The sequence below is a fragment of the Halomonas sp. DP5N14-9 genome, assembly GCF_019802175.1.
In the GTDB taxonomy this organism is placed as follows: Bacteria; Pseudomonadota; Gammaproteobacteria; order Pseudomonadales; family Halomonadaceae; genus Halomonas; species Halomonas litopenaei.
In genome coordinates, this window is record NZ_JAHVHR010000001.1 from 16,113 (window position 1) to 35,632 (window position 19,520).

Genomic DNA, 19,520 nt, shown 5'->3' on the forward strand with positions numbered 1-19,520 from the left:
CTACAGGTTCAAGTCATGCAAGAGGAGCATCAGGATGCCGGAGATTAGCCATGCCATCGGTATCGGGGAGTTGGCTCGCCGTACCGGCTGCCAGCCTGAAACGGTGCGTTACTATGAGCGCATCGAGCTGCTGGAAAACACCTTACGGACTGAAGGGGGTCAGCGTCGCTACGACGAGCGCGCCGTCAGACGGCTGACCTTCATTCGCCATGCCCGGGACTTCGGCTTCTCGGTGGATGCGGTACGTGAGCTACTGGCGATGTCCGACCAGCCCGACATGTCCTGTCAGGAGGTCGATGCCGTTGCCAAGCATCACCTGGAGGAAGTGGAGTCACGTCTGCAGCGGCTCTCGGCACTGCGTGACGAGCTCAGGCGGATGGTGAGCCAGTGTGATGGGGGGAAAGTCGAAAGCTGCCGGATCATCGAGGTGCTGAGTGATCACCAGCTGTGTATCAGTGAGACAGCCCACAAAGGCGCTCACGACTTTGGGTAACCTCCTGCGCGTCCCAGCGTGCCCTAGTTGAGACATTCAGGAGCAGCATGATCACCATGCTCCATTGAGACTCCCAGGGTCGCCTTGTTCTGGTGACCGCTGCGATGGTCTCGGGAGTGATCTCATGGCCAATGACATACACCATCACGCCGGCGGTGAGGCTGCCTAAAAACCCAGCGTGACTGTCGAGATACCTTCCATAACCCCTTCCCGGGTGAAGCGATTGCCGCTGAGGCGGTAGGGTCTCATGACGATAGGCAGATCGTGCCCACCGAGGCGGGTTGCATCGCAAGCCCGCCTGGTGGCTTATCGATTGTCCAATGCGGCCAGATCGGGAGCAGCGGACGTTCCAATGTTTTTTTGCAGACGTGTCCGAGCCTCGAAAAGTGCGCTGCGATACTCCTGGCGTGTGGGTGACTCACTCAGAAGGATGAGTTGCCCTTCCTCGAGAGGATCCACGGGGCGGTCATCCACTCTCACCTCGTAGTGCAGGTTGGGCCCCGTGGCGAGTCCGGAGGCCCCTACCTCACCCAGTTTTTCGCCGGCCTTGATGGAGTCCCCGACCGCCAGCCTGGCGACGAACCGGCTGAGGTGCGTATAGCGACTGATGGTGCCCGTCTCGTGCTCTATCTCGACGACACGACCATAACCTCCCCGGCGACCGATGAAGGAAATGCGCCCCCGTGCGGTGGCCATGACCGGGGTGCCGCGAGGCGCGGCAAGATCGATACCGTCATGACGTCGGACCTCTCCGGATACGGGATGGCGCCGGTTGCCGAAGGGAGATGTCAGGCGTGCGCCGAGAACCGGAATCTGCAAGGAGTCCAAGAGGCTACCATTTTTAAATAGCATCACGGTGGTTCTCTGGTCCGCCGGCCACAGCACCTCCAGCCGCTCCCCCTGGTCAACCAACCTCATATAGGTCAGACGGGGAGGCCCGACTCGAGTGCCATCCTCACGGCGATCTTCTTCCCACAGTAATTGCAGGCGCTCGCCCCCCGCGATATCACGGCGTGTGTCCATGAGTCCGCCCAGCAGCATGTCAAGCTCTGCTGCGAAACGCCTGGGTATCTCCTCAGCCTCCAAGGCGGCATAGAGTGACGTCTTGACATCTACTTCACGACCCAAGGTCAGGGTGTCGAGGCGAGGCTGGACAATGCGCGTCGACGGACGCTCACCCAGGGTGACGACGTACTGAATACCCGAGTCACGCTCGATGGCCACCGACACCGGCTGTCCCGTCGCCATAGAGGTGAAAGTGATACGATCTCCGGGCAGCAATCGTCTCGGGTCGAACCTGTTCGCCAGCGAGGTCGCCGCTTGGGTGCGCATCTCGGCATCCACGCCAAGCTGCTGCAGCAGTGCGTCCAGGGTATCCCCTGGTGCCACAGTGAGCTCTTGGGCGACGCGACCTTGTGCCCTGGCCGATACCGGCTTGGCCGGTGATAATCCGGCACGCTCTTGCCAACGGGCTTCAGCCAACACGGGGCTCAGGACCATCAGTCCCGCTAGCAACCAGCGTCGTGTCATGATGCATCCCCTTCGCCGGAGACCTCGGCTACCTCACGGTTAACGGCGTCGACCAGCTCCTGCATGCCGAAGGGGTCCAACAGCTCGCCATTGACGAAGAAGGTCGGCGTCTTGCTGATCTGGTTGGCCTCGACGTCAGCCTTGTCCTGGTCGAAGACCGCCTGTACCTCTGGTGAATTGAGCTGCTCTTCGGCTGTGGCTCTGTTCAGTCCGGCCTCGCTGGCGATCTCCATGATCGCTTCCTCATCGACACTGCCATGAGCCGCCCACTGGCTCTGCCGAGCCAGCAGCGCCTCCAGCACCGGTTGGAAGGCATCCTGGCGCCTGGCCACTTCGAGCACGCGAATGGCGGTTTCGGATACGTCTCCGTGGAAGGGGGTGTAGCGCACCACCAGCCGCACCTTCTCGGGGTAGGCTTCCAGGATGCGTTTGGTCAGCGGATAGAAGGCACGGCAGGCCTCACAGGCCGGGTCGAAGAACTCCACGACCGTCACCGGTGCCTCTTCCGATCCTAGGACCGGCGAGTGCGCGCGCACCAGCGAATTCTCGGCCTGTGCACCCTCTCGGCTCGCCGTCTCGGCGCCCATGCCCAACAACGAGGGCCTCGACACGATCACGATGATGGCCGTCAGCATCAACGCTCCGGCCAGGATAAACGTCGCCTTTTTGTACATTTTTCTCTCAATTTCAAAGAGTTAGGTTTAAAAAAGCTCAGGATACTGCTGAGTGGAGCTCAGCCGCTGTTGGGTGCCTAAGTCGGCGAATAGTGGCGTGTTATCCATGCCCATAAAGGTTGGCATCCTGATGTGCATAATCAATATGCTCGAATTCCAAGCTGGAGTGGCCAATGCCAAAGCGCGCTTTCAGCTGAGCTTTGATATCCGCCTTGATCGCCTCGAGCTGCTGCCAGCCGGCTTCCGTCGTCACCACGTGGCAGTCAAGCGCGGCGGTATTCTCCTGCATTTGCCATAGGTGAACATGATGCACATCCTCAACCCCTTCGACGCTGCGCAGGAGATCAATGACGGATTGACCATCGACATCGGGTGGCGAGCCCAGCATCAGTGTCCGGATAGGGGTACCTATCTCCGTAAAGGCAAGATAGAGAATATAGAGTGCAATACCGATCGTAATCGCGGGGTCTACCCAACGCATGTCATACAGCAGAATCAGTGAGCCCCCGATGATCACGGCGATGGACGCAAAGGCATCAGACAGGTTGTGCAGGAAGAGGGCGCGGATATTGACGCTATGTTTTTGCATCGACCAGGTGAGCAAGGCCGTTAGCGCATCGACAAGAAGAGCGACAATGCCAATGATAACGACTATCCAGCCCTGAATCTCTGGCGGGTTGATCATGCGCATGAAGCCTTCGTAAATTAGATAAATGCCAACGATAATGAGGGTGGTGTAGTTGATCAGCGCTGCGACAACCTCGATTCGGCCATAGCCAAACGTCATCTGTGAGTCGGGCGGTCGTCTCGCGATCTTGCGGGCAGCAAACGCAATGACAAGCGCAGCCATGTCGGAAAAATTGTGCAGCGCATCCGCGATCAGCGAGAGGCTTCCCGCCAGAATGCCCCCAACGATCTGGGCAAGGGTCAATATCCCGTTGGCCCAGATGGCGATACTCACCCGACGGTCACCAGAGGTGGGGGCAAGATGGGGATGATCGTGATGATGTCCCATGCGTCATCCTTGTGGTGTCACCTGATGACCCAGCAGTATAAAACCTATAGCAACTCAAGCTTCAAGCCCGAACTCTGTTGAAGGCCGAGCCGGGGTTAGGAGTACGGAACTTTGCATAGTGGGCACTGTACCAAGTTGGCTACCATGTTCCATGCCCCCGGAAGGAGCCCATTGTGATACCCAAGCCTTACTCGCACGCCTGGCTGATGAGCTTAGCTTTACTGCTGATGGTGGCAACGCCAGCCCTCGCCGAGCCACAGCTGCCGGACTTCACGGAACTGGTCGACGAGGCCGCGCCGGCCGTGGTCAACATCTCCACCTCCCGCAAGGTCGAGAGGTCCATGACGTCCTCACGGCAATTTGGGGGGCAGGAGGTGCCGGAGATCCTCCGTGACTTCTTCGACGACCGCTTCCCGATGCCACCTGGCGGTGCGCCCAATCGCAATGAAGAGCCGCGTCGGTCACTGGGGTCGGGCTTCATCTTCGATCAAGACGGCTACATCATGACCAACGCGCACGTGGTCAAGGAGGCCGACAAGATTCTGGTGCGCCTCAACGACCGTCGCGAACTCTCGGCCGAGCTGGTGGGGGCCGACGAGAAGACCGATGTGGCGGTCCTCAAGGTCGAGGCGGATAACCTACCCACCCTGCAACTGGGCAACTCCGACAACCTCCAGGTCGGCCAGTGGGTCGCCGCCATAGGCTCACCCTTCGGCTTCGACCACTCGGTGACGTCCGGGATCATCAGTGCCATCAACCGCACCCTGCCCCAAGACGTCTACGTTCCCTTCATCCAGACCGATGTGGCGATCAACCCGGGCAACTCGGGCGGACCACTGTTTAACCTCGACGGTGAGGTCGTGGGCATTAATTCCCAGATCCTGACCCGTAGTGGAGGCTACATGGGCCTCTCCTTCGCCATTCCCATTGATGTGGCACTGGATGTGGCCAACCAGCTCCGTGAAGAGGGGTACGTGAGCCGCGGCTGGCTGGGCGTCAGCATCCAGCCGGTATCCAAGGACCTGGCGGAGTCCTTCGGCATGGAGCAGGCCGAGGGTGCCTTGATTGCCCAGGTCGAGCCCGGCAGCCCTGGGACAGAAGGCGGCCTCAAGGCCGGTGATGTCATCCTTGAGGTGAACGGCCAGGAAGTGGACCACTCCACCACGCTGCCGCGCCTGATCGGTGAGACGGCCCCCGGCGAAGACGTTGATCTCTCCGTGTTGCGCGATGGTCAGCAGGAGACCATCACGGTGGAAGTTGGCGAGTGGCCGGATGCCGGCCCCGGTCAATCCGATGGCGACCCGGTTCGACTGGGCATCGCGGTTCAGCCGTTGAACGACATGGAGAAGCGTCGGCTTGGCATCGATCACGGGGTGCGCATCGTCAAGGTGGCCCCCGCCGGACATGCCGCTGCCGTCGGCATTCGCCCCGGCGATGTGCTGGTCAGACTGGGCCAGCAGCCGGTAGAGAGTCCGGAACAGCTGAAGGAGATGCTGACCCGCCTGCCAGATGATCAAGCGGTGCCTGTTCTGCTCAACCGCGAAGGCCGCACCTACTTCGTGGCCCTGCGAGTGGGCAATGGTGACTAACCGCGACTGAGTAGCGTTCAATACATCAGCACAGCGGCGCCCTGGCGAACAGGATCGCTGGGGCGTTTCTTCAGACTCTCGTACATTCTAATGCACGGCTGGGGAGGGTATCCGGATTTAATGGTTGATGCGTCAACCTACTGGAGCTATGGTGATTTCTGGTGTACGGGAGGAGGTCGGAAGGGTGGCGTATCCTGTTGATTGATCACGACCAAGATCTCAATCAACACGAGTGGATACGCCATGACCGATTCTACCCTCCGAGCCCTATCGCAGCCAGAACCCGAGGTCGCCGACCCGTTGCACGAGTTGCTGCGCCAAGGGGCCCGAGACCTGATCGCCAAAGCCGTAGAGGCCGAGCTGGCTACCTTCCTGGCCCAGTATGCCAACACGACCCTGGAGGACGGTCGGCAAGCTGTGGTGCGCAATGGCTATTTGCCGGAGCGCACCGTGCAGACCGGCATCGGTGACGTCACCGTCAAGGTGCCCAAGGTGCGGGACCGGAGTGGCGGCAAGGCCTGCTTCAACAGCACCCTGTTGCCGCCCTACCTGAAGCGGGCCCGCAGCGTCGAGGAGCTGATTCCCTGGCTCTATCTCAAGGGCATCTCCACCGGCGATTATCAGGAGGCTCTGTCGGCTCTGCTGGGTGACCAGGCGAAGGGCCTGTCGGCCAATACGGTCTCGCGATTGAAGGCCCAGTGGCTCGACGAACACAAGGCCTGGTGTCAGCGGGACCTGGCGGACCGCCGCTACGTCTACTGGTGGGCCGATGGCGTCTACAGCAACGTGCGTCTGGATGACCGCCTGTGTTTGCTGGTGATCGTTGGCGTCACGGCACATGGCCGCAAGGAACTGGTTGCCGTCGAGGATGGCCATCGCGAGTCGGAAGCCAGCTGGAAAGAGCTGCTCACGGGCCTGCAAGAGCGTGGCCTGACGGAATCCCCCAAGCTGGCGATCGGCGACGGTGCGCTGGGCTTCTGGAAGGCACTGAGCAAGATATATCCAGCCACGGCGCACCAGCGTTGCTGGGTTCACAAGACTGCCAATGTGCTGAACAAGCTGCCCAAGTCGGTGCAGCCCAAGGTCAAGGCCGACCTTCACGAGATCTGGATGGCTGAGACGCGCGAGGCAGCCCATCAGGCCTTCGACCGCACGCTGAAGCGCTTTGGCGCCAAGTACCCCCAGGCGATGGAATGCCTGGCCAAGGATCGGGATGAACTGCTGGCGTTCTACGACTTCCCGGCAGAGCACTGGGTGCACATCCGCACTACCAACCCGATCGAGTCGACCTTCGCCACGGTCCGTCTAAGGACGAAGCGCAGCCGGAACTGCGGCTCCCGGGATACGACCCTGGCGATGGTCTTCAAACTGCTCCAGACCGCCCAGAAACGCTGGAGGCGGATTAAGCACTTCCAGAAGTTGGAGCTGGTCGTCAGCAACGTCAAGTTCCAGGACGGGGAGCAGGTAGCCGATCAATCAGACAGGAATGCGGCCTGACCGCCATCCACCAGATTTGACGATAACTCAACCTACTGTTGGTGCATGCTTCCCTCGCTAATTCCAGCAAGAACCCCACACGCCTCAACTTCCCGGCCATCGTTGCAACTCGCTCTCAGTGAAACGAGTTGTTTCTCAAGCGCCTGTAGAGCGGTTATCTGCGAGCGCACGTGAGAGATGTGATCATCGAGCAAAGCGTTCACGGCGGCACAAGGTTGGTGAGGGTCGTCCTGATACCTCTGTAGCTCGTGAATCTCTGCTAGCGACAGGTCCAGGATTCTGCAGCGACAAATGAAAGCCAGCCGCTCACCATGTTCCTCGGTATAGACACGGTAACCGTTCTCCTGCCGATCAGGCGACGGTAACAGGCCCTGTCGTTCATAGAAGCGGATCGTCTGTGTATCGACCCCTACCAACTCTGCCAACTGACCAATACGCACCAAGCTCCTCCTCAACGGATTCTCTCCGCTCTGTTGACCTTATAGTGACTATATGGTTTTAAATGATAGCCCGATAATATTCAAGTGGAGTCGTATCATGAGCAAAACCTGTGGAGCCCCCTGTGGCGGCGATGCGACGCCCATAGCGGATACCGATATGCGTCGCTCCTCCGAAGCATCGGGGAAATGGGTCAGCGTTTATGCCGTGCCGAAGATGGACTGTCCATCGGAAGAGCGAATGATTCGCCTTGCCCTGAACGGCTTTGAGGAGATTCGGGTGCTGTCCTTCGACTTGTCGAACCGCCGATTAGAGGTCGTGCATGACGGCGAGGTCGAGCCCATCACCGCAAAACTGACAACCTTGGGGCTAGGAGCCTCGCTTCAGGAAACGGCCGCTGCCGATCCTGAGTCGATCAAGGCGGTCGGTGACACGTCGGCCTCTGCCGCGCAGGAGTCCGGCACCCTGCGTTGGTTGCTCGGTATCAATGCGGTCCTGTTCGTGGTGGAAATGACGGCCGGCCTGATCGCGCACTCCACCGGCCTGATTGGAGAATCCCTGGACAATTTTGCCGATGCGGCCGTGTACGGGCTCGCCCTGTATGCGGTTGGGCATAGCGTAAAAATGCAGGTGCGTGCCGCGCATCTTGCAGGTGTGCTCCAACTGATTCTGGCGGTTGGCGTACTCGCAGAGGTGGTCAGGCGCTTTGTATTCGGTAGCGAGCCTGAATCGCTGATGATGATGGCGATTGCATTCGTCGCATTGATTGCCAATACCAGTTGTCTGCTGCTGATATCCAAACATCGAGAGGGCGGGGCGCACATGAAGGCAAGCTGGATATTCTCGGCCAATGACGTGGTGATCAACCTGGGGGTCATCACCGCCGGCGCCTTGGTCGCGTGGACCGGAACCAATTATCCGGATCTGATTATCGGCACCATCGCGGGGGTCATTGTGCTCAACGGTGCCAGGCGCATTCTGGCGCTCAAGGGTTAAATAATGTCTATTAATAGCTATTCAGTGGCCTGCTGAGCCAGTTCACCTAGCAAAGTCACCTCAAGCACGACGCCAGTGTTGCGAAGACACTCTGGAGCCTGGTGGCCTCCCTCGCCACGGGCAATGGCGCGCGTCCGATCTGGACGCCTTTCGTCAGGATCCGGTCACGGCGAAGCTGCTGGGCATCGAGACCGTGCCGGCGAGAGGCCGCCTCGGCAAATACCTGGTACGCATGGGGACGGTCCACCTCGACGCGCTCCAGAGCATCGCTCGCTACTGGGCAAGGCACTTGGCGCCGCCGATCCTGGACTATCAGGTCAAGACCCTGAGCTATGTGCCAGTGTTCGTGGATGGCACCGCCATCGAAGTGGATGGCCAGTTGTTCGGGGAATCGCCTCATTACACGCGAGCTTGATCAGCGGGGAACAGCACCCCCCCAGAAATTGAAGCCAGCGAACCTCGGGACCTTCGAAAGATAGCCCGTCTCCATCCGCTGGATACCGAAGCCTGCGTGCCCGATAAGCTCGGGTATGTCGCGGTTGAGATGGCAGCCCCCCGCCACTCTGCGCCACAGGGGATTGATACGGCGCTGCCACTGGCGTACGGCTTCGTCGGGCGCCGTGCCGTGTTCGCAGAACAGCAGTTGGCCACCCGGCTTGAGCACGCGACGCATCTGCTCCAACGCCCGGTGCCAGTCCGGAATCGTGCACAGGGTGTAGGTGAGCACCACGGTATCGACACTGTTGTCGTCGAGAGGGACCTCCTCGCCCGGCAGGTCCAGCCAGCGCACCTCGAACTGTGCGCTGGCGACGTTGTGGCGGGCCTTGCGTCGCATGCCTTCGGAAGGCTCGAGCCCCCAGACCAGCTCGACCCGGTCCGGATCGTAGTGGGGAATATTGAGCCCGGACCCCATACCCACCTCCAGAACACGGCCCCGGGCTTGCGGCACCACGGCCGCCCGCTGACGATCGACCACCGTGTTGCCACACGCCAGGTGGAGGAAATGCGGCAGAACACGATTCTCGTAGAAGGACATCTGTATCGTCATCCCGTGTGGTTGCCAGGTGATCGAAATACGGTGTGATCGAAACCAGACCGGTTCGTTATGCCACCACCTTGAAGTAGCGCATCATACCGGCATCCTCATGCTCCATGGTGTGGCAGTGGTACATGTAGAACCCCTCGAAGTCCTTGAAGGTCAGAGCGATGCGCACCCGTTCCTCCGGGAACACCAGCACCGTGTCATGCAATCCCGCGTCGATGATCCCATCGTGCAGGTCCGTCTTGCCGCCCGCCGATATCCGCTCCTGAACCAGGAATTGCAGTCCATGAACGTGCATGGGGTGCGGCATCATGGTGTTGTTGACGAACTCCCAGATCTCCGTCTGCGCCAGCCGGACGATCTCGTCATCTGCCACCGTCGCGCCCTCCATCTGCCGGCCGTTGATCGTGAACCCCTGCATCATGCGCATGCCCAGCTCGAAGCGGCGTACTGGCGTATCGGCCTGAACCGGGGAGGCCGGCAGGTCTTGAGCCAAGCGTTCCGGCAGGGTTTCCGCATCGTTCGCCCGTGCGACGACGGCGAAGGTAACTAGCGAGAGCCGCTCGCTTCCCATCATGTCGCGCATCATGCCTCGATCCATCATCTCGCCCATTCGATCACCCATCATCCCTCGATCCATCATGCCGCCCATTCGATCGCCCATCATGCCCCGGTCCATCATGTCGCCCATTCGCTCGCCCATCATGCCGAGTTGGTACTCCTCGCTCACCAGCTGTACGGACTCTCCCGGCTCGGTGTCGCCAAAATCGACCCACAGATCGATCCGTTGGGCCGGCGCCAGTGTGACCGAGCGGCGCCGCTCGGGCTTGGCGAGCAGGCCACCGTCGGTGCCGATGACGGTCACCGCCCGGCCATCGCTCCAGGCCAGCTTGTAGATGCGCGAGTTGGAGCCGTTGAGCAGGCGCAATCGATATGGCTGCGTGGACACCTCGCGTCGCGCGTCCGGGTGGCCGTTCACCAGTACCCGCTCCCCGCGAAAGCCCTGCATGCGGGTCATCATCGCCCCCATGCCACCATCGTCGATGTACTGAAGCTCATTGCCATTGCTAAAGGTGCGATCCTGCAGGATGAGGACCAGTTCCCGCTCTCCGTCGGGGAGCTCCAAGGCACGCTCGGCGTCGTCGTTGATGATCAGTGGACCGGCAAGGCCGGCGTAACTCTGAAAGCCAACCCGGCCACCATCGGGGCCGTGAGGATGGGGGTGGTACCAGTACAGACCGGCACGATCCACGACATCGAAGGCGACCGCCATGCTCGTCGCTGGCGCGATCGGCAGGCGCGGTTGACCATCCACGTCCGGTGGTACGTGCAGACCATGCCAATGCACGGTGGTGTCTTCGGGGAGATCGTTGTCGATGCGTACCCGCAAGCGCTGACCACGACGCAGGCGAATCAATGGCCCCGTATAACTCTCACCCACGGGCGTCAGGGTATCTTCAGGCCCGACGATTCGCTCGGCCGTGTAGCGCCAGACGTCGCTCGGCGCACCGGGCAGGATAGCCACCTTGTCGGGACGGGCTCGCACACGCAGGTCGACGTCGAAGGGCCCCTCCATGGCCGTTGACGCGGACGCCGCCCGCAGAGCGGGGCGATATCTCCCGGTCCATACCCCGGCCCCCACCAGGGTCGACAACGCCGCCACACCGCCGATGCGGCGCAATACGCTACGTCGCTGCAGGTCGACATAAGCCATGATGCTCCCCCTCCTCTATGGTTGTCGGCGGCCCCGGCTCATAGCTTGGCGGCGCGTAGCCGCAGTGCGTTGGCGATGACCGAGACCGAGCTCAGGCTCATCGCGGCGGCGGCGTAGATGGGACTGAGCAGCCAGCCGGTGAACGGAAACAGCGCCCCGGCGGCCAGAGGCACCCCCAGGCTGTTGTAGACGAAGGCGAAAAACAGGTTCTGGCGGATATTGCGCATCACCCAGCGACTGAGATGGCGGGAGCGAACAATGCCGGAGAGATCCCCTCTCACCAGAGTCACCCCCGCGCTCTGGATGGCGACATCGGTCCCCGTGCCCATGGCGATACCGAGGTCAGCCTCGGCCAGGGCGGGGGCGTCATTGACGCCGTCGCCGGCCATGGCGACCACGCGCCCGGCCTCGCGATGCTCGCGCACGATACGCCCTTTATCTTCCGGCAGTACGTCCGCTTCAATTTAGTCGATACCAAGTTGGCGCGCCACGGCTTCGGCGGTGGTACGGTTGTCGCCGGTGAGCATAACCAGGCGCAGGCCATCCTCTTTGAGCGTCCGGATCGCCTGTGCGGTGGTTTCCTTGATCGGGTCCGCGACACCGATGAGTCCCATGACCTGATCATCGGCCACCAGGAACATCACGGTTTGCCCTTCGGCTTGCAGCGTCTCGGCACGCTGCGTCCATTCCCGCGCCTCCACACCACGTGTTTCGAGCAGCCGGGCATTGCCAAGCGCAAGCTCGCGTCCTTCGACCCGACCGGTGACCCCCATGCCGGTCACCGCCTCGAAATCGCTGGCATCGCTCAGCTCGACATGATGCTCTTGCGCAGCACTGACAATGGCCTCGGCCAACGGATGTTCGCTGCCTCGCTCGAGGCTGCCGGCAAGTTGCAGCAACTGCGCTTCATCACTGCCGGAAACGGGCTTGAGGGATACGACCCGGGGTTTACCCTCTGTGAGGGTGCCGGTCTTGTCGACGACCAGGGTGTCGACTTTCTCGAAACGTTCCAGTGCCTCGGCATTCTTGATCAACACGCCCGCCCGGGCCCCGCGACCGACCCCAACCTGGATCGACATCGGCGTCGCCAAGCCGAGCGCACAGGGACACGCGATGATCAGCACCGATACCGCGGCGATCACCGCGTAGGCCATCGCCGGCGGTGGCCCCCAGATCCCTCAGGCAATAAATGCCAGGATCGCCACGATAACCACCGCGGGGACGAAATAGCCGGCGACCACATCGGCAAGCCGCTGAACGGGCGGCTGCGAACGCTGCGCTTCGGCCACCATTTCCGCGATCTGCGAAAGCACCGTGTCCTCGCCGACCTTGTCGGCGCGCATGACGAAGCTGCCCTGACCACTCACGGTGCCGCCGATGACCGTGTCGCCCTCGCGCTTCTCGACGGGAAGGGACTCCCCGGTCACCATCGATTCGTCCAGCGTGCTGTGGCCTTCGAGCACCTCGCCATCGACCGGCACCTTGTCACCGGGGCGTACCCGTAGACGGTCACCGGTACACAGCTCGTCGAGCGAGACCTCCTCGTCATTGCCCTCGGCATCGATGCGTCGTGCGGTCGGCGGCGCGAGATCGAGGATCGCGCGCAGCGCACTGCCGGTCTTCTCGCGGGCGCGGGCCTCGATCACTTGACCGAGCAGGATCAGCACGACGATCACCGCCGCCGCCTCGAAATACACGCCGACCGAGCCATCGGCGTCACGGAAAGTGGCCGGGAATATCCCAGGGGCGAGCGTGGCGACGACACTGTAGCCATAGGCCGCCCCCACACCGAGGGCGATCAGCGTGAACATGCTGAGGTTGCGTGTGACGAGGGACTTCCAACCACGCAGGAAGAATGGCCATCCGGCCCATAGCACCACGGGCGTGGCAAAGATCAGTTCGATCCAGTGACCACTGCCGGCGGGCAGCACCTCATCCACCCAAGGGCCGATACCGGGCAGCACGCTGCCCATGGCGACGAACAACACCGGCAGCGTCAGCAGGCCGCCCACCCAGAAGCGTCGGAACATCTCGAGAAACTCGAAGCTGCGTTCCTCTCCGGAAACGCGGGTGAGCTCGAGTGCCATGCCACACTTGGGGCAGTCGCCGGGCTCATCCTGCCGCACCTCCGGATGCATGGGGCAGGTATACTGGACCCTCGACGACGGTTGCGGCTTGACGGGTTCCAGCGCCATGCCGCACTTGGGACACTCCCCCGGCTCCTCGCTCTCTACGCCAGAACACATGGGGCAGAAATAATTGGCCTTGCCACTGGGCTTCGACGCAGCCGCCGAGGTGGCGGCAAGCACGGCGCCTGGATCCTCGCGAAAGTGCTCGTCGCACTGCTTGCTACAGAAATAGTAACGCTCACCGCGATGCTCGACGCTCTCCGTCGAGGCGGGATCGACGCTCATGCCACAAACGGGGTCTTTTTCCATGAAGAACCCTCCATTGTACAAAAGGTTTCTGTTGCGTGGTCGGTGGCGTTTCTTGATTGCCACGCTGGCTGGCGTACTTCCGACGGCGTAGTTGATCGTCATGTTCGGGGAGATACTCATAGCTACCGACTCCCACGGCCTCGCGGTCGCGTTGATTCTGATCAGTGGCATCACGCTCCTGCCGATCCTGGCAAAACTCGTCTGGGCTCGGAATACATGAACCATGACAGCTGACATCCTGTGAGACGCATACGTGAAACGGCGACTGTTACTGCTTATTCCTCTGTTGGTTTTCCTGGGACTGGGGTTCTTCCTCTATCGTGGTTTGGAAATGAATCCTTTCGCTCGCGATTCGGCTCTACTGGCCAAGCATTTCCCACCCTTTACCCTGACAACTCTGGAAGCCCCCTCACGCCGTGTTGACGAGTCCCTCCTCAAGGGTGAGGTCACGCTGGTCAATGTCTGGGCGGAGTGGTGTCCAACCTGTAAGGAAGAGATGCCCCAGTTGCTGACACTGGCCGAACGTGGTGTGCGCTTGATTGGCATCAACTACAAGGACACCCGTGCCAAGGGGCTGGAGTTTCTTGACCATTTTGGACGACCTTTCGAAGTCAATATTTTTGATCCGGATGGCGATCTTGGGTTCGAGCTAGGTGTCTATGGTGTGCCAGAGACTTTCCTCGTCGATACCGAGGGCATTATCCGCTATAAGCATACGGGCTATATCACTCCCGAGGATGTTGAGAAAGTTATTCAGGAGATAGAAAAATGGCAGCAATGAGTCATCGAGCGTGCTGAAAGTTACTTTTATTGATAACGCGGCCGGTAACGGTCAGATAAGGAAGGCTTATGCTGCAATATCCTCAGATTGATCCCGTGGCCATTTCTCTGGGGCCAGTACAGATTCACTGGTACGGCCTGATGTACGTAGTCGGGCTGGTCGCCGCCTGGTGGCTGGGGCGTCGTCGTGCCCACCGCCTGGACCTGAATCACGATGATATCGGCGATCTGATCTTTTACGGTGCCATGGGGATCATCCTCGGTGGTCGTCTGGGCTATGCGCTGTTCTACGGGCTCGAGCAACTGCTGGCCAACCCACTGTGGCTCTTCAGAATCTGGGACGGCGGCATGAGCTTTCATGGCGGCCTGGCCGGTGTGTTGCTCGCGGCATGGCTGTTTGCCCGCAAGCACCGCCTGGCCTTCTTTCAGTTGACCGATTTCATCGCCCCGCTAGTGCCGATCGGCCTGGGTGCCGGGCGCCTCGGCAACTTCATCAATCACGAGTTGCCGGGAAGGGTCAGCGATATCCCTTGGGCGATGGTCTTCCCTCCCATGATGGGGCTGGGGCCGGAGCCGCGCCACCCTTCAGCGCTCTACGAGTTCGCCCTGGAAGGGGTAGTACTGTTTGCCGTGCTGTGGTGGTTGTCGCGCCGACCGCGCCAGCGAGGGCTCATCTCGGGGTTGTTCCTGGTGCTTTATGGCACCTTCCGCTTCGGCGTGGAGTTCGTGCGCCTGCCCGACCCCCAACTGGGGTTCATCGCCTTCGGCTGGCTGACCATGGGGCAACTGTTGACCTTACCGATGCTCATTGCGGGGCTGGCCCTGGTCATCTGGTCGAGGCGTCAGCCAGTGGATAGGGCGAAGGCGGCGGCGACCTCATGAACACGGCCTTCGCTTTTCTACTGGTGCTGCTGTTCGTCGCTACACCCGTAGCGGCCCGTGGAGAGTTTCCCGTGGGCGGTGGCAAAGGCTCCACCTTCAGTAACTCGGCTCAACGGGAATTCCTGCCGGCCGATGAAGCCTTCCGGGCTAGCGCCTGGCGAGACGATGAACGGCTCTATGTCGGCTTCCTCAATGCCGAGGACTATTACCTCCATCGCCACCAATTCGCCCTGGACAGCCGCGACGCGGACGTCAGCTTCGGTGAGCTGGCAATTCCCCCCGGCGAACCCATGGTGCACGCGTCTCTGGGGGAGATCGAGGTGTTCTATGACCAGGTGGTATTTAGTGCGCCCATCGAGGCGAGCGATGCCGCTACCGGGCCGCTGGCCATCACGGTGACCTTTCAGGGCTGCTCCGATCGGGGACTTTGCTATCCACCCGAGCAGGTCGAGCTCGACGCGCTTCACGGGTCGCCTCCGGCAGCCTTCGATTCTCCTCCTCGTGGTACTGGGGATAGCGAAAATAGAGCGCCTTGAATGGATCCCACCGGCCTGAGCCTACCGCCATTGGCGGCGGCTTTCGTCTTCGGCCTGCTCGGAGGGGCGCACTGCATCGGCATGTGTGGCGGGATCATGAGTGCCCTGACCTTTGCCGTGCCCCCCAGCATGCGGCAGCCGAGCCGCCTGGCGGGCCTCCTGCTCGGCTACAACCTGGGCCGCATCACCAGCTACATGCTCGCCGGTGCCCTGGTGGCGCTGCTCGGTTCCGTGCTCAACCATGCCCTGGACGGCATCGCCATGGTGCTGCGTATCCTGGCGGCGGTCATGCTGATTCTGATGGCGCTGTATATCGCCAACTGGTGGAAGGGGTTGCTACGTGTCGAAGCCCTGGGTCGCTCGCTGTGGCGGCGTATCGAACCGCTTGGTCGAGGCTTGATGCCCGTCGTGAAGGTGCCCCAGGCCTTCGCGCTGGGCTCGATCTGGGGCTGGATGCCCTGCGGGCTGATCTATTCAATGCTGGCCTGGAGTCTGGCCGTGGCCGAGCCGCTACGCGCCGCGACGATGATGGGGGCCTTCGGGCTCGGCACCCTGCCCGTCGTCCTGGCGACCGGTATGGCAGCCCGCCGCGTCTCGCTATGGATTCGCCATCCAGCGACCCGCACGCTGGCGGCGTTGCTGATCATAGCGTTTGCCGTCTGGCAACTCTGGCATCTGCACTCCATGACCGGCATGGACGATATGGCCAGCATGGCGCCGTCGCATCACTGATGGCCAATGCGCGGACCATCCGTGACGATGGCCGGTTGCTCCGATCCCAGCGATTCGATCAGTTGCTTCAGGCTAGGGGCCTCGGGACCATCATCGTGGCCGATGCTATCCAGCCATCGCGCTATCGCCTGAAGTTCTTGAATCCTCATGCAAATGTGGCGCCCTTGTTCAGCCAGCGGCGTGTGCCTATCAACAACCGGAGGGCTGTCTTGGTCCGCCCAGGTCAATATCTGCTTGATTTCTGGGAGGCCGACTCCCAACGAGCGAAGGCAATCAATGAGGCGCAGGCGACCCAGTGCCTCCTCGTCATAGAGTTGATAGCCGTTGCGCGGGTCCCGTTGCGGTCGTAACAACCCCTCACGTGTGTAGTGACGTACCGTTTCCGCAGTGACCCCACCAGCCCGAGCCAGTTCAGTGACTCGCATTGCCTTTTCCTTACCTACTCAGTTTCAGTCAGCCTACAACCGTGAGGCCGCCCAAAGGTCAAGGCCTGGTTATAGCGCTCAATGGGTGGCCGCCCGCATGACGCGGAAACGCCAAAAAATAAGGGCTTGACCTTGAAGTAGGCTTCAAGGATACCTTTCCAAGAAGCAGCGCTGCTGCAGGGTGGAAATCAAAGCCAAGCCGTGCCATCAGCCTTGCTGGTGGAAAGGTGAGTCCCAAGAAGATCGAGGAGAGTGTCATGCGGAAACGTCACACTGCAGTCCTGACTGTCGCTATCATCGCCACCAGTGCCTTCGGGACCGGCTCGCTCCTTGCACAGGAAGATCCGCAGCAGGAGCCAATGGAGGGCAAGGGCATGCATGGGGACATGATGCAAGAAGGTGGCATGATGGGGATGATGAGTGACATGAATACCATGATGGAAAAATGCAATGCCATGATGGATAAAATGCAACAGGGTCATGAAACCGACAGTAACGCCTGACGTGAGATCGCCAGGGGCTGCTCCGCAGAGGAGCAGCCATTTACATTTTAGTGGAGCGAGGGGAGAACAGCATTTGCGTAAATGCATCTATGCTCCATTAGCCATTCTCTGGCTGGTGGCAAGTGCTTCGTCCTTTGCTCATTCCCTTGAAGATGCCGAGGCAGAGTTGCAAGAGCGGGAACGCTACGCCCAGTTTGTCGACCAGCCGGCCCCGACTTTTTCCCTGGCCGGTGTTGAGGGCAACATCGTGGCATCTTCCGACCTGGAAGGTCGCGTCGTGGTGCTCAATTTTATCTACACCCGCTGCCAGGAAGCCTGCCCGGTGCACATGAACCTGATTGCCGAGGTGCAAGAGCGAGTCAACGATACCGGCCTACGAGATGATGTTGAATTTATCACCATCGCTACCGACAGCGAGGACTTTGCCGGCACGCACAACAACATGCGGGCCTACGGTGAAAATTTCGATCTGGACCCCGCCAACTGGCGGTTTCTTTATCGAAGCGAAAATGAGTTTGTCGACACCACACGCCAGGTCGCGGAAGCCTACGGTCTGAAATTCGACGATGTGGCCGAGGGCGTCCAGGCGCATGGCGTTGTGACTCATGTCATCGACCAATCAGGACGGATACGGGCCCGCTTTCATGGGCTCAAATTCGATCCGGAGCACCTAGTTTCCTATGTAAAGGTGTTGGCAGAAGGACCAGAGACATTATCCACCGGTGTGTGGGATCGCATTCGCCATACTGTCGTCAACACCTTCGATTAATGCCGCGAGAGTATAGCCGGCCTCGCTGCCGAACGTTCTCGTGAACTCTATGGAGCCTTAGCGTATGAAACACTGGAAAGCGCTGACCATCGCTTCTCTATTGACCTTCCCCCTGACAGGGTTGGCAGCCGAGACGTCGGCAACCCTCTACAAGAACCCCAACTGTGGCTGTTGCGCCGAATATGCCAAGTATCTCGAACGAAACGGGTTCGAAGTGGAGACAATCGATACTCACGATCTCGCGAAGATGAAAGCCGAACACGATGTTTCCGAGAAACTGCAGGGTTGCCATACCACGCTCATCGACAACTATGTCTTCGAGGGCCACGTACCCGTGGAAAGCGTCACCCAGGTACTCGAAGAGAAACCTTTCATCAAAGGCCTGAGCGTACCCGGAATGCCACTTGGCTCACCGGGGATGTCGGGCGAGAAACAGGGCCCACTGGAGGTTTACACCCTGGCCTTTCAGCCGACCGATACCCCTGAAGTTTACGCCACCCACTGAAGGTGAGCCTTGGTGATGAGACAACTGATCGGGACCAGTTGGGTAGCGGTGGCATTGTGGGGAATGATCACTTCTTTGGCCGTCGCCGAACCACCCAAACGTGTGGGGCCGAATGGGTTTCTTCTCTGGGAAAGCCCACGCGAGGTGTCGGAAATCAGCTTCGAGGCTGGCGACGGTACTCCGCTGACGCTGACCACCTTCGGAGGAAAGCTGATCCTGCTCAACATCTGGGCGACATGGTGTGGCCCTTGCCGCGAGGAAATGCCCACCCTGGATGCCCTCCAGGCTGAATTGGGTGGGACAGATTTCGAGGTCGTCGCACTCTCGATCGATCGCAAAGGCATCGAGGTCGTCAACGAATTCTATCAGGAGGTGGGGATCGAGCATCTCGCTCCCTACGTCGATCCAACCGGCATGGCCAGCGCGAACCTCAGTGCCGTGGGTATTCCCACGACGCTTCTGCTCGACCGCCAGGGCAGGGAGATCGGACGCCTGGTCGGGGAGGCCGAGTGGGATACCCCTGAAATGATCGACTTTCTTGCCGAAACCATAGAAACCACCCAGGAGGACGCGCCATGAGTTGCTGTGACGACAAGCCCCAAAAGGGCCAAGAGAAAGCCGGACTGAAAGGCCTGGTAACAGGCCCACGCCGCTGGATGCTGCTGGGCGCTGTGGCGGTGGCTGGTGGTCTTGCCATGGGCTGGGATCAGTTGGTCCTGCTTGGGCTCGCGCCTCTCTTGGTGAGCCTCTTGCCTTGCCTTGTCATGTGCGGATTAGGACTGTGCATGATGAAATGCAAGGACAAGACAAACAAGTCGACCGACCAGGACGAAGTCACTGATACACAAGCCGGGGTGGAAGCCTCTACCGCGGTACCCACGGAGACGACATCCGCCAATCGCCAAGCGGCGAATCACCAGGTGCCGTCCGAGCGGCCCATATCCAAGCTCCAAGCCTAGCCG

21 protein-coding genes and 1 pseudogene are annotated in these 19,520 nt (G+C 60.6%); 14 read left to right on the forward strand and 8 right to left on the reverse strand.

Annotated features, from left to right (window positions below):
* The first annotated feature begins 34 nt into the window (after positions 1-34).
* Positions 35-493: a MerR family transcriptional regulator gene (locus KUW00_RS00090; RefSeq protein WP_035470166.1), complete on the forward strand. Its 459-nt coding sequence runs from the start codon at positions 35-37 to the stop codon at positions 491-493.
* A gap of 306 nt (positions 494-799) precedes the next feature.
* On the opposite strand, the gene KUW00_RS00095 is transcribed toward KUW00_RS00090, so the two are convergent.
* From KUW00_RS00095 to KUW00_RS00105, 3 genes are all read right to left on the reverse strand, one after another.
* Positions 800-2,023 (reverse strand): M23 family metallopeptidase, encoded by a 1,224-nt coding sequence (locus tag KUW00_RS00095; protein ID WP_197037084.1) that lies wholly within the window; start codon positions 2,021-2,023, stop codon positions 800-802.
* Positions 2,020-2,658, reverse strand: a complete 639-nt coding sequence (locus KUW00_RS00100) for a DsbA family protein (protein WP_231498567.1) — start codon at positions 2,656-2,658, stop codon at positions 2,020-2,022. Before KUW00_RS00100 ends, KUW00_RS00095 begins: the two co-directional genes overlap by 4 nt.
* 139 nt (positions 2,659-2,797) lie before the next feature.
* A complete protein-coding gene (locus KUW00_RS00105) occupies positions 2,798-3,712 on the reverse strand; it encodes a cation diffusion facilitator family transporter (RefSeq protein ID WP_035470160.1) in 915 nt (304 codons plus the stop codon).
* Between the two features lie 206 nt (positions 3,713-3,918).
* On the opposite strand from KUW00_RS00105, the gene KUW00_RS00110 reads away from it, so the two are divergent.
* Both KUW00_RS00110 and KUW00_RS00115 read left to right on the forward strand, forming a co-directional pair.
* The gene (locus tag KUW00_RS00110; protein WP_051895595.1) at positions 3,919-5,301 is read left to right on the forward strand and encodes a DegQ family serine endoprotease; all 1,383 of its coding nucleotides are present in this window, start codon (positions 3,919-3,921) and stop codon (positions 5,299-5,301) included.
* Between the two features lie 243 nt (positions 5,302-5,544).
* Positions 5,545-6,798 (forward strand): IS256 family transposase, encoded by a 1,254-nt coding sequence (locus tag KUW00_RS00115; RefSeq protein ID WP_222567963.1) that lies wholly within the window; start codon positions 5,545-5,547, stop codon positions 6,796-6,798.
* A gap of 32 nt (positions 6,799-6,830) precedes the next feature.
* Here the strand turns inward: KUW00_RS00115 and cadR are convergent, their stop codons facing one another.
* Entirely contained in the window at positions 6,831-7,238 is a 408-nt protein-coding gene (cadR, locus tag KUW00_RS00120) for a Cd(II)/Pb(II)-responsive transcriptional regulator (RefSeq protein WP_035414187.1), read from the reverse strand.
* Between the two features lie 97 nt (positions 7,239-7,335).
* Here cadR and KUW00_RS00125 point away from each other — a divergent pair, with 97 nt between their 5' ends.
* Together KUW00_RS00125 and KUW00_RS00130 are read left to right on the forward strand one after the other, a co-directional pair.
* On the forward strand, positions 7,336-8,232 hold the full coding sequence (locus KUW00_RS00125; RefSeq protein ID WP_035414185.1) for a cation transporter: 897 nt from the start codon (positions 7,336-7,338) through the stop codon (positions 8,230-8,232).
* 193 nt (positions 8,233-8,425) lie between these two features.
* Positions 8,426-8,647 carry a hypothetical protein gene (locus tag KUW00_RS00130; protein WP_108131996.1) on the forward strand — a complete coding sequence of 74 codons (222 nt, stop codon included), beginning with the start codon at positions 8,426-8,428 and terminating at the stop codon, positions 8,645-8,647.
* Here KUW00_RS00130 and KUW00_RS00135 read toward each other — a convergent pair whose 3' ends face one another.
* The 3 genes and pseudogenes from KUW00_RS00135 to KUW00_RS00145 all read right to left on the reverse strand — a co-directional run bounded on the left by KUW00_RS00135 (position 8,648) and on the right by KUW00_RS00145 (position 13,426).
* A complete protein-coding gene (locus KUW00_RS00135; RefSeq protein ID WP_261391910.1) occupies positions 8,648-9,280 on the reverse strand; it encodes a class I SAM-dependent methyltransferase in 633 nt (210 codons plus the stop codon).
* A 55-nt stretch (positions 9,281-9,335) separates the two neighbouring features.
* The gene (locus tag KUW00_RS00140) at positions 9,336-10,988 is read right to left on the reverse strand and encodes a multicopper oxidase family protein (RefSeq protein ID WP_035470148.1); all 1,653 of its coding nucleotides are present in this window, start codon (positions 10,986-10,988) and stop codon (positions 9,336-9,338) included.
* A 38-nt stretch (positions 10,989-11,026) separates the two neighbouring features.
* A pseudogene (locus KUW00_RS00145) lies at positions 11,027-13,426 on the reverse strand (heavy metal translocating P-type ATPase).
* A gap of 253 nt (positions 13,427-13,679) precedes the next feature.
* Between KUW00_RS00145 and KUW00_RS00150 the strand changes: the two are divergent.
* The 4 genes from KUW00_RS00150 to KUW00_RS00165 all read left to right on the forward strand — a co-directional run bounded on the left by KUW00_RS00150 (position 13,680) and on the right by KUW00_RS00165 (position 16,356).
* On the forward strand, positions 13,680-14,207 hold the full coding sequence (locus tag KUW00_RS00150) for a DsbE family thiol:disulfide interchange protein (RefSeq protein ID WP_035414173.1): 528 nt from the start codon (positions 13,680-13,682) through the stop codon (positions 14,205-14,207).
* 68 nt (positions 14,208-14,275) lie between these two features.
* Positions 14,276-15,088 (forward strand): prolipoprotein diacylglyceryl transferase, encoded by an 813-nt coding sequence (lgt, locus tag KUW00_RS00155; RefSeq protein ID WP_035414172.1) that lies wholly within the window; start codon positions 14,276-14,278, stop codon positions 15,086-15,088.
* Positions 15,085-15,624, forward strand: coding sequence for a protein-disulfide reductase DsbD domain-containing protein (locus KUW00_RS00160; protein ID WP_035470142.1), 540 nt, complete (start codon positions 15,085-15,087; stop codon positions 15,622-15,624). Before lgt ends, KUW00_RS00160 begins: the two co-directional genes overlap by 4 nt.
* A complete protein-coding gene (locus KUW00_RS00165) occupies positions 15,625-16,356 on the forward strand; it encodes a sulfite exporter TauE/SafE family protein (RefSeq protein WP_035470139.1) in 732 nt (243 codons plus the stop codon).
* Here the strand turns inward: KUW00_RS00165 and KUW00_RS00170 are convergent.
* On the reverse strand, positions 16,350-16,781 hold the full coding sequence (locus KUW00_RS00170; RefSeq protein WP_081919054.1) for a MerR family transcriptional regulator: 432 nt from the start codon (positions 16,779-16,781) through the stop codon (positions 16,350-16,352). The two genes, KUW00_RS00165 and KUW00_RS00170, sit on opposite strands and share 7 nt — an antisense overlap.
* 257 nt (positions 16,782-17,038) lie before the next feature.
* Between KUW00_RS00170 and KUW00_RS00175 the strand changes: the two genes are divergently transcribed.
* From KUW00_RS00175 to KUW00_RS00195, 5 genes are all read left to right on the forward strand, one after another.
* On the forward strand, positions 17,039-17,284 hold the full coding sequence (locus KUW00_RS00175; RefSeq protein ID WP_035414167.1) for a hypothetical protein: 246 nt from the start codon (positions 17,039-17,041) through the stop codon (positions 17,282-17,284).
* Between the two features lie 73 nt (positions 17,285-17,357).
* Entirely contained in the window at positions 17,358-18,053 is a 696-nt protein-coding gene (locus KUW00_RS00180) for an SCO family protein (RefSeq protein ID WP_231498566.1), read from the forward strand.
* Positions 18,054-18,117: 64 nt separating this feature from the next.
* Positions 18,118-18,558, forward strand: a complete 441-nt coding sequence (locus tag KUW00_RS00185) for a DUF411 domain-containing protein (protein WP_035414165.1) — start codon at positions 18,118-18,120, stop codon at positions 18,556-18,558.
* Between the two features lie 15 nt (positions 18,559-18,573).
* Positions 18,574-19,137 carry a TlpA family protein disulfide reductase gene (locus KUW00_RS00190; RefSeq protein WP_071211088.1) on the forward strand — a complete coding sequence of 188 codons (564 nt, stop codon included), beginning with the start codon at positions 18,574-18,576 and terminating at the stop codon, positions 19,135-19,137.
* Positions 19,134-19,517 (forward strand): hypothetical protein, encoded by a 384-nt coding sequence (locus KUW00_RS00195; RefSeq protein WP_035414162.1) that lies wholly within the window; start codon positions 19,134-19,136, stop codon positions 19,515-19,517. Before KUW00_RS00190 ends, KUW00_RS00195 begins: the two co-directional genes overlap by 4 nt.
* The last annotated feature ends 3 nt before the right edge of the window (positions 19,518-19,520 follow it).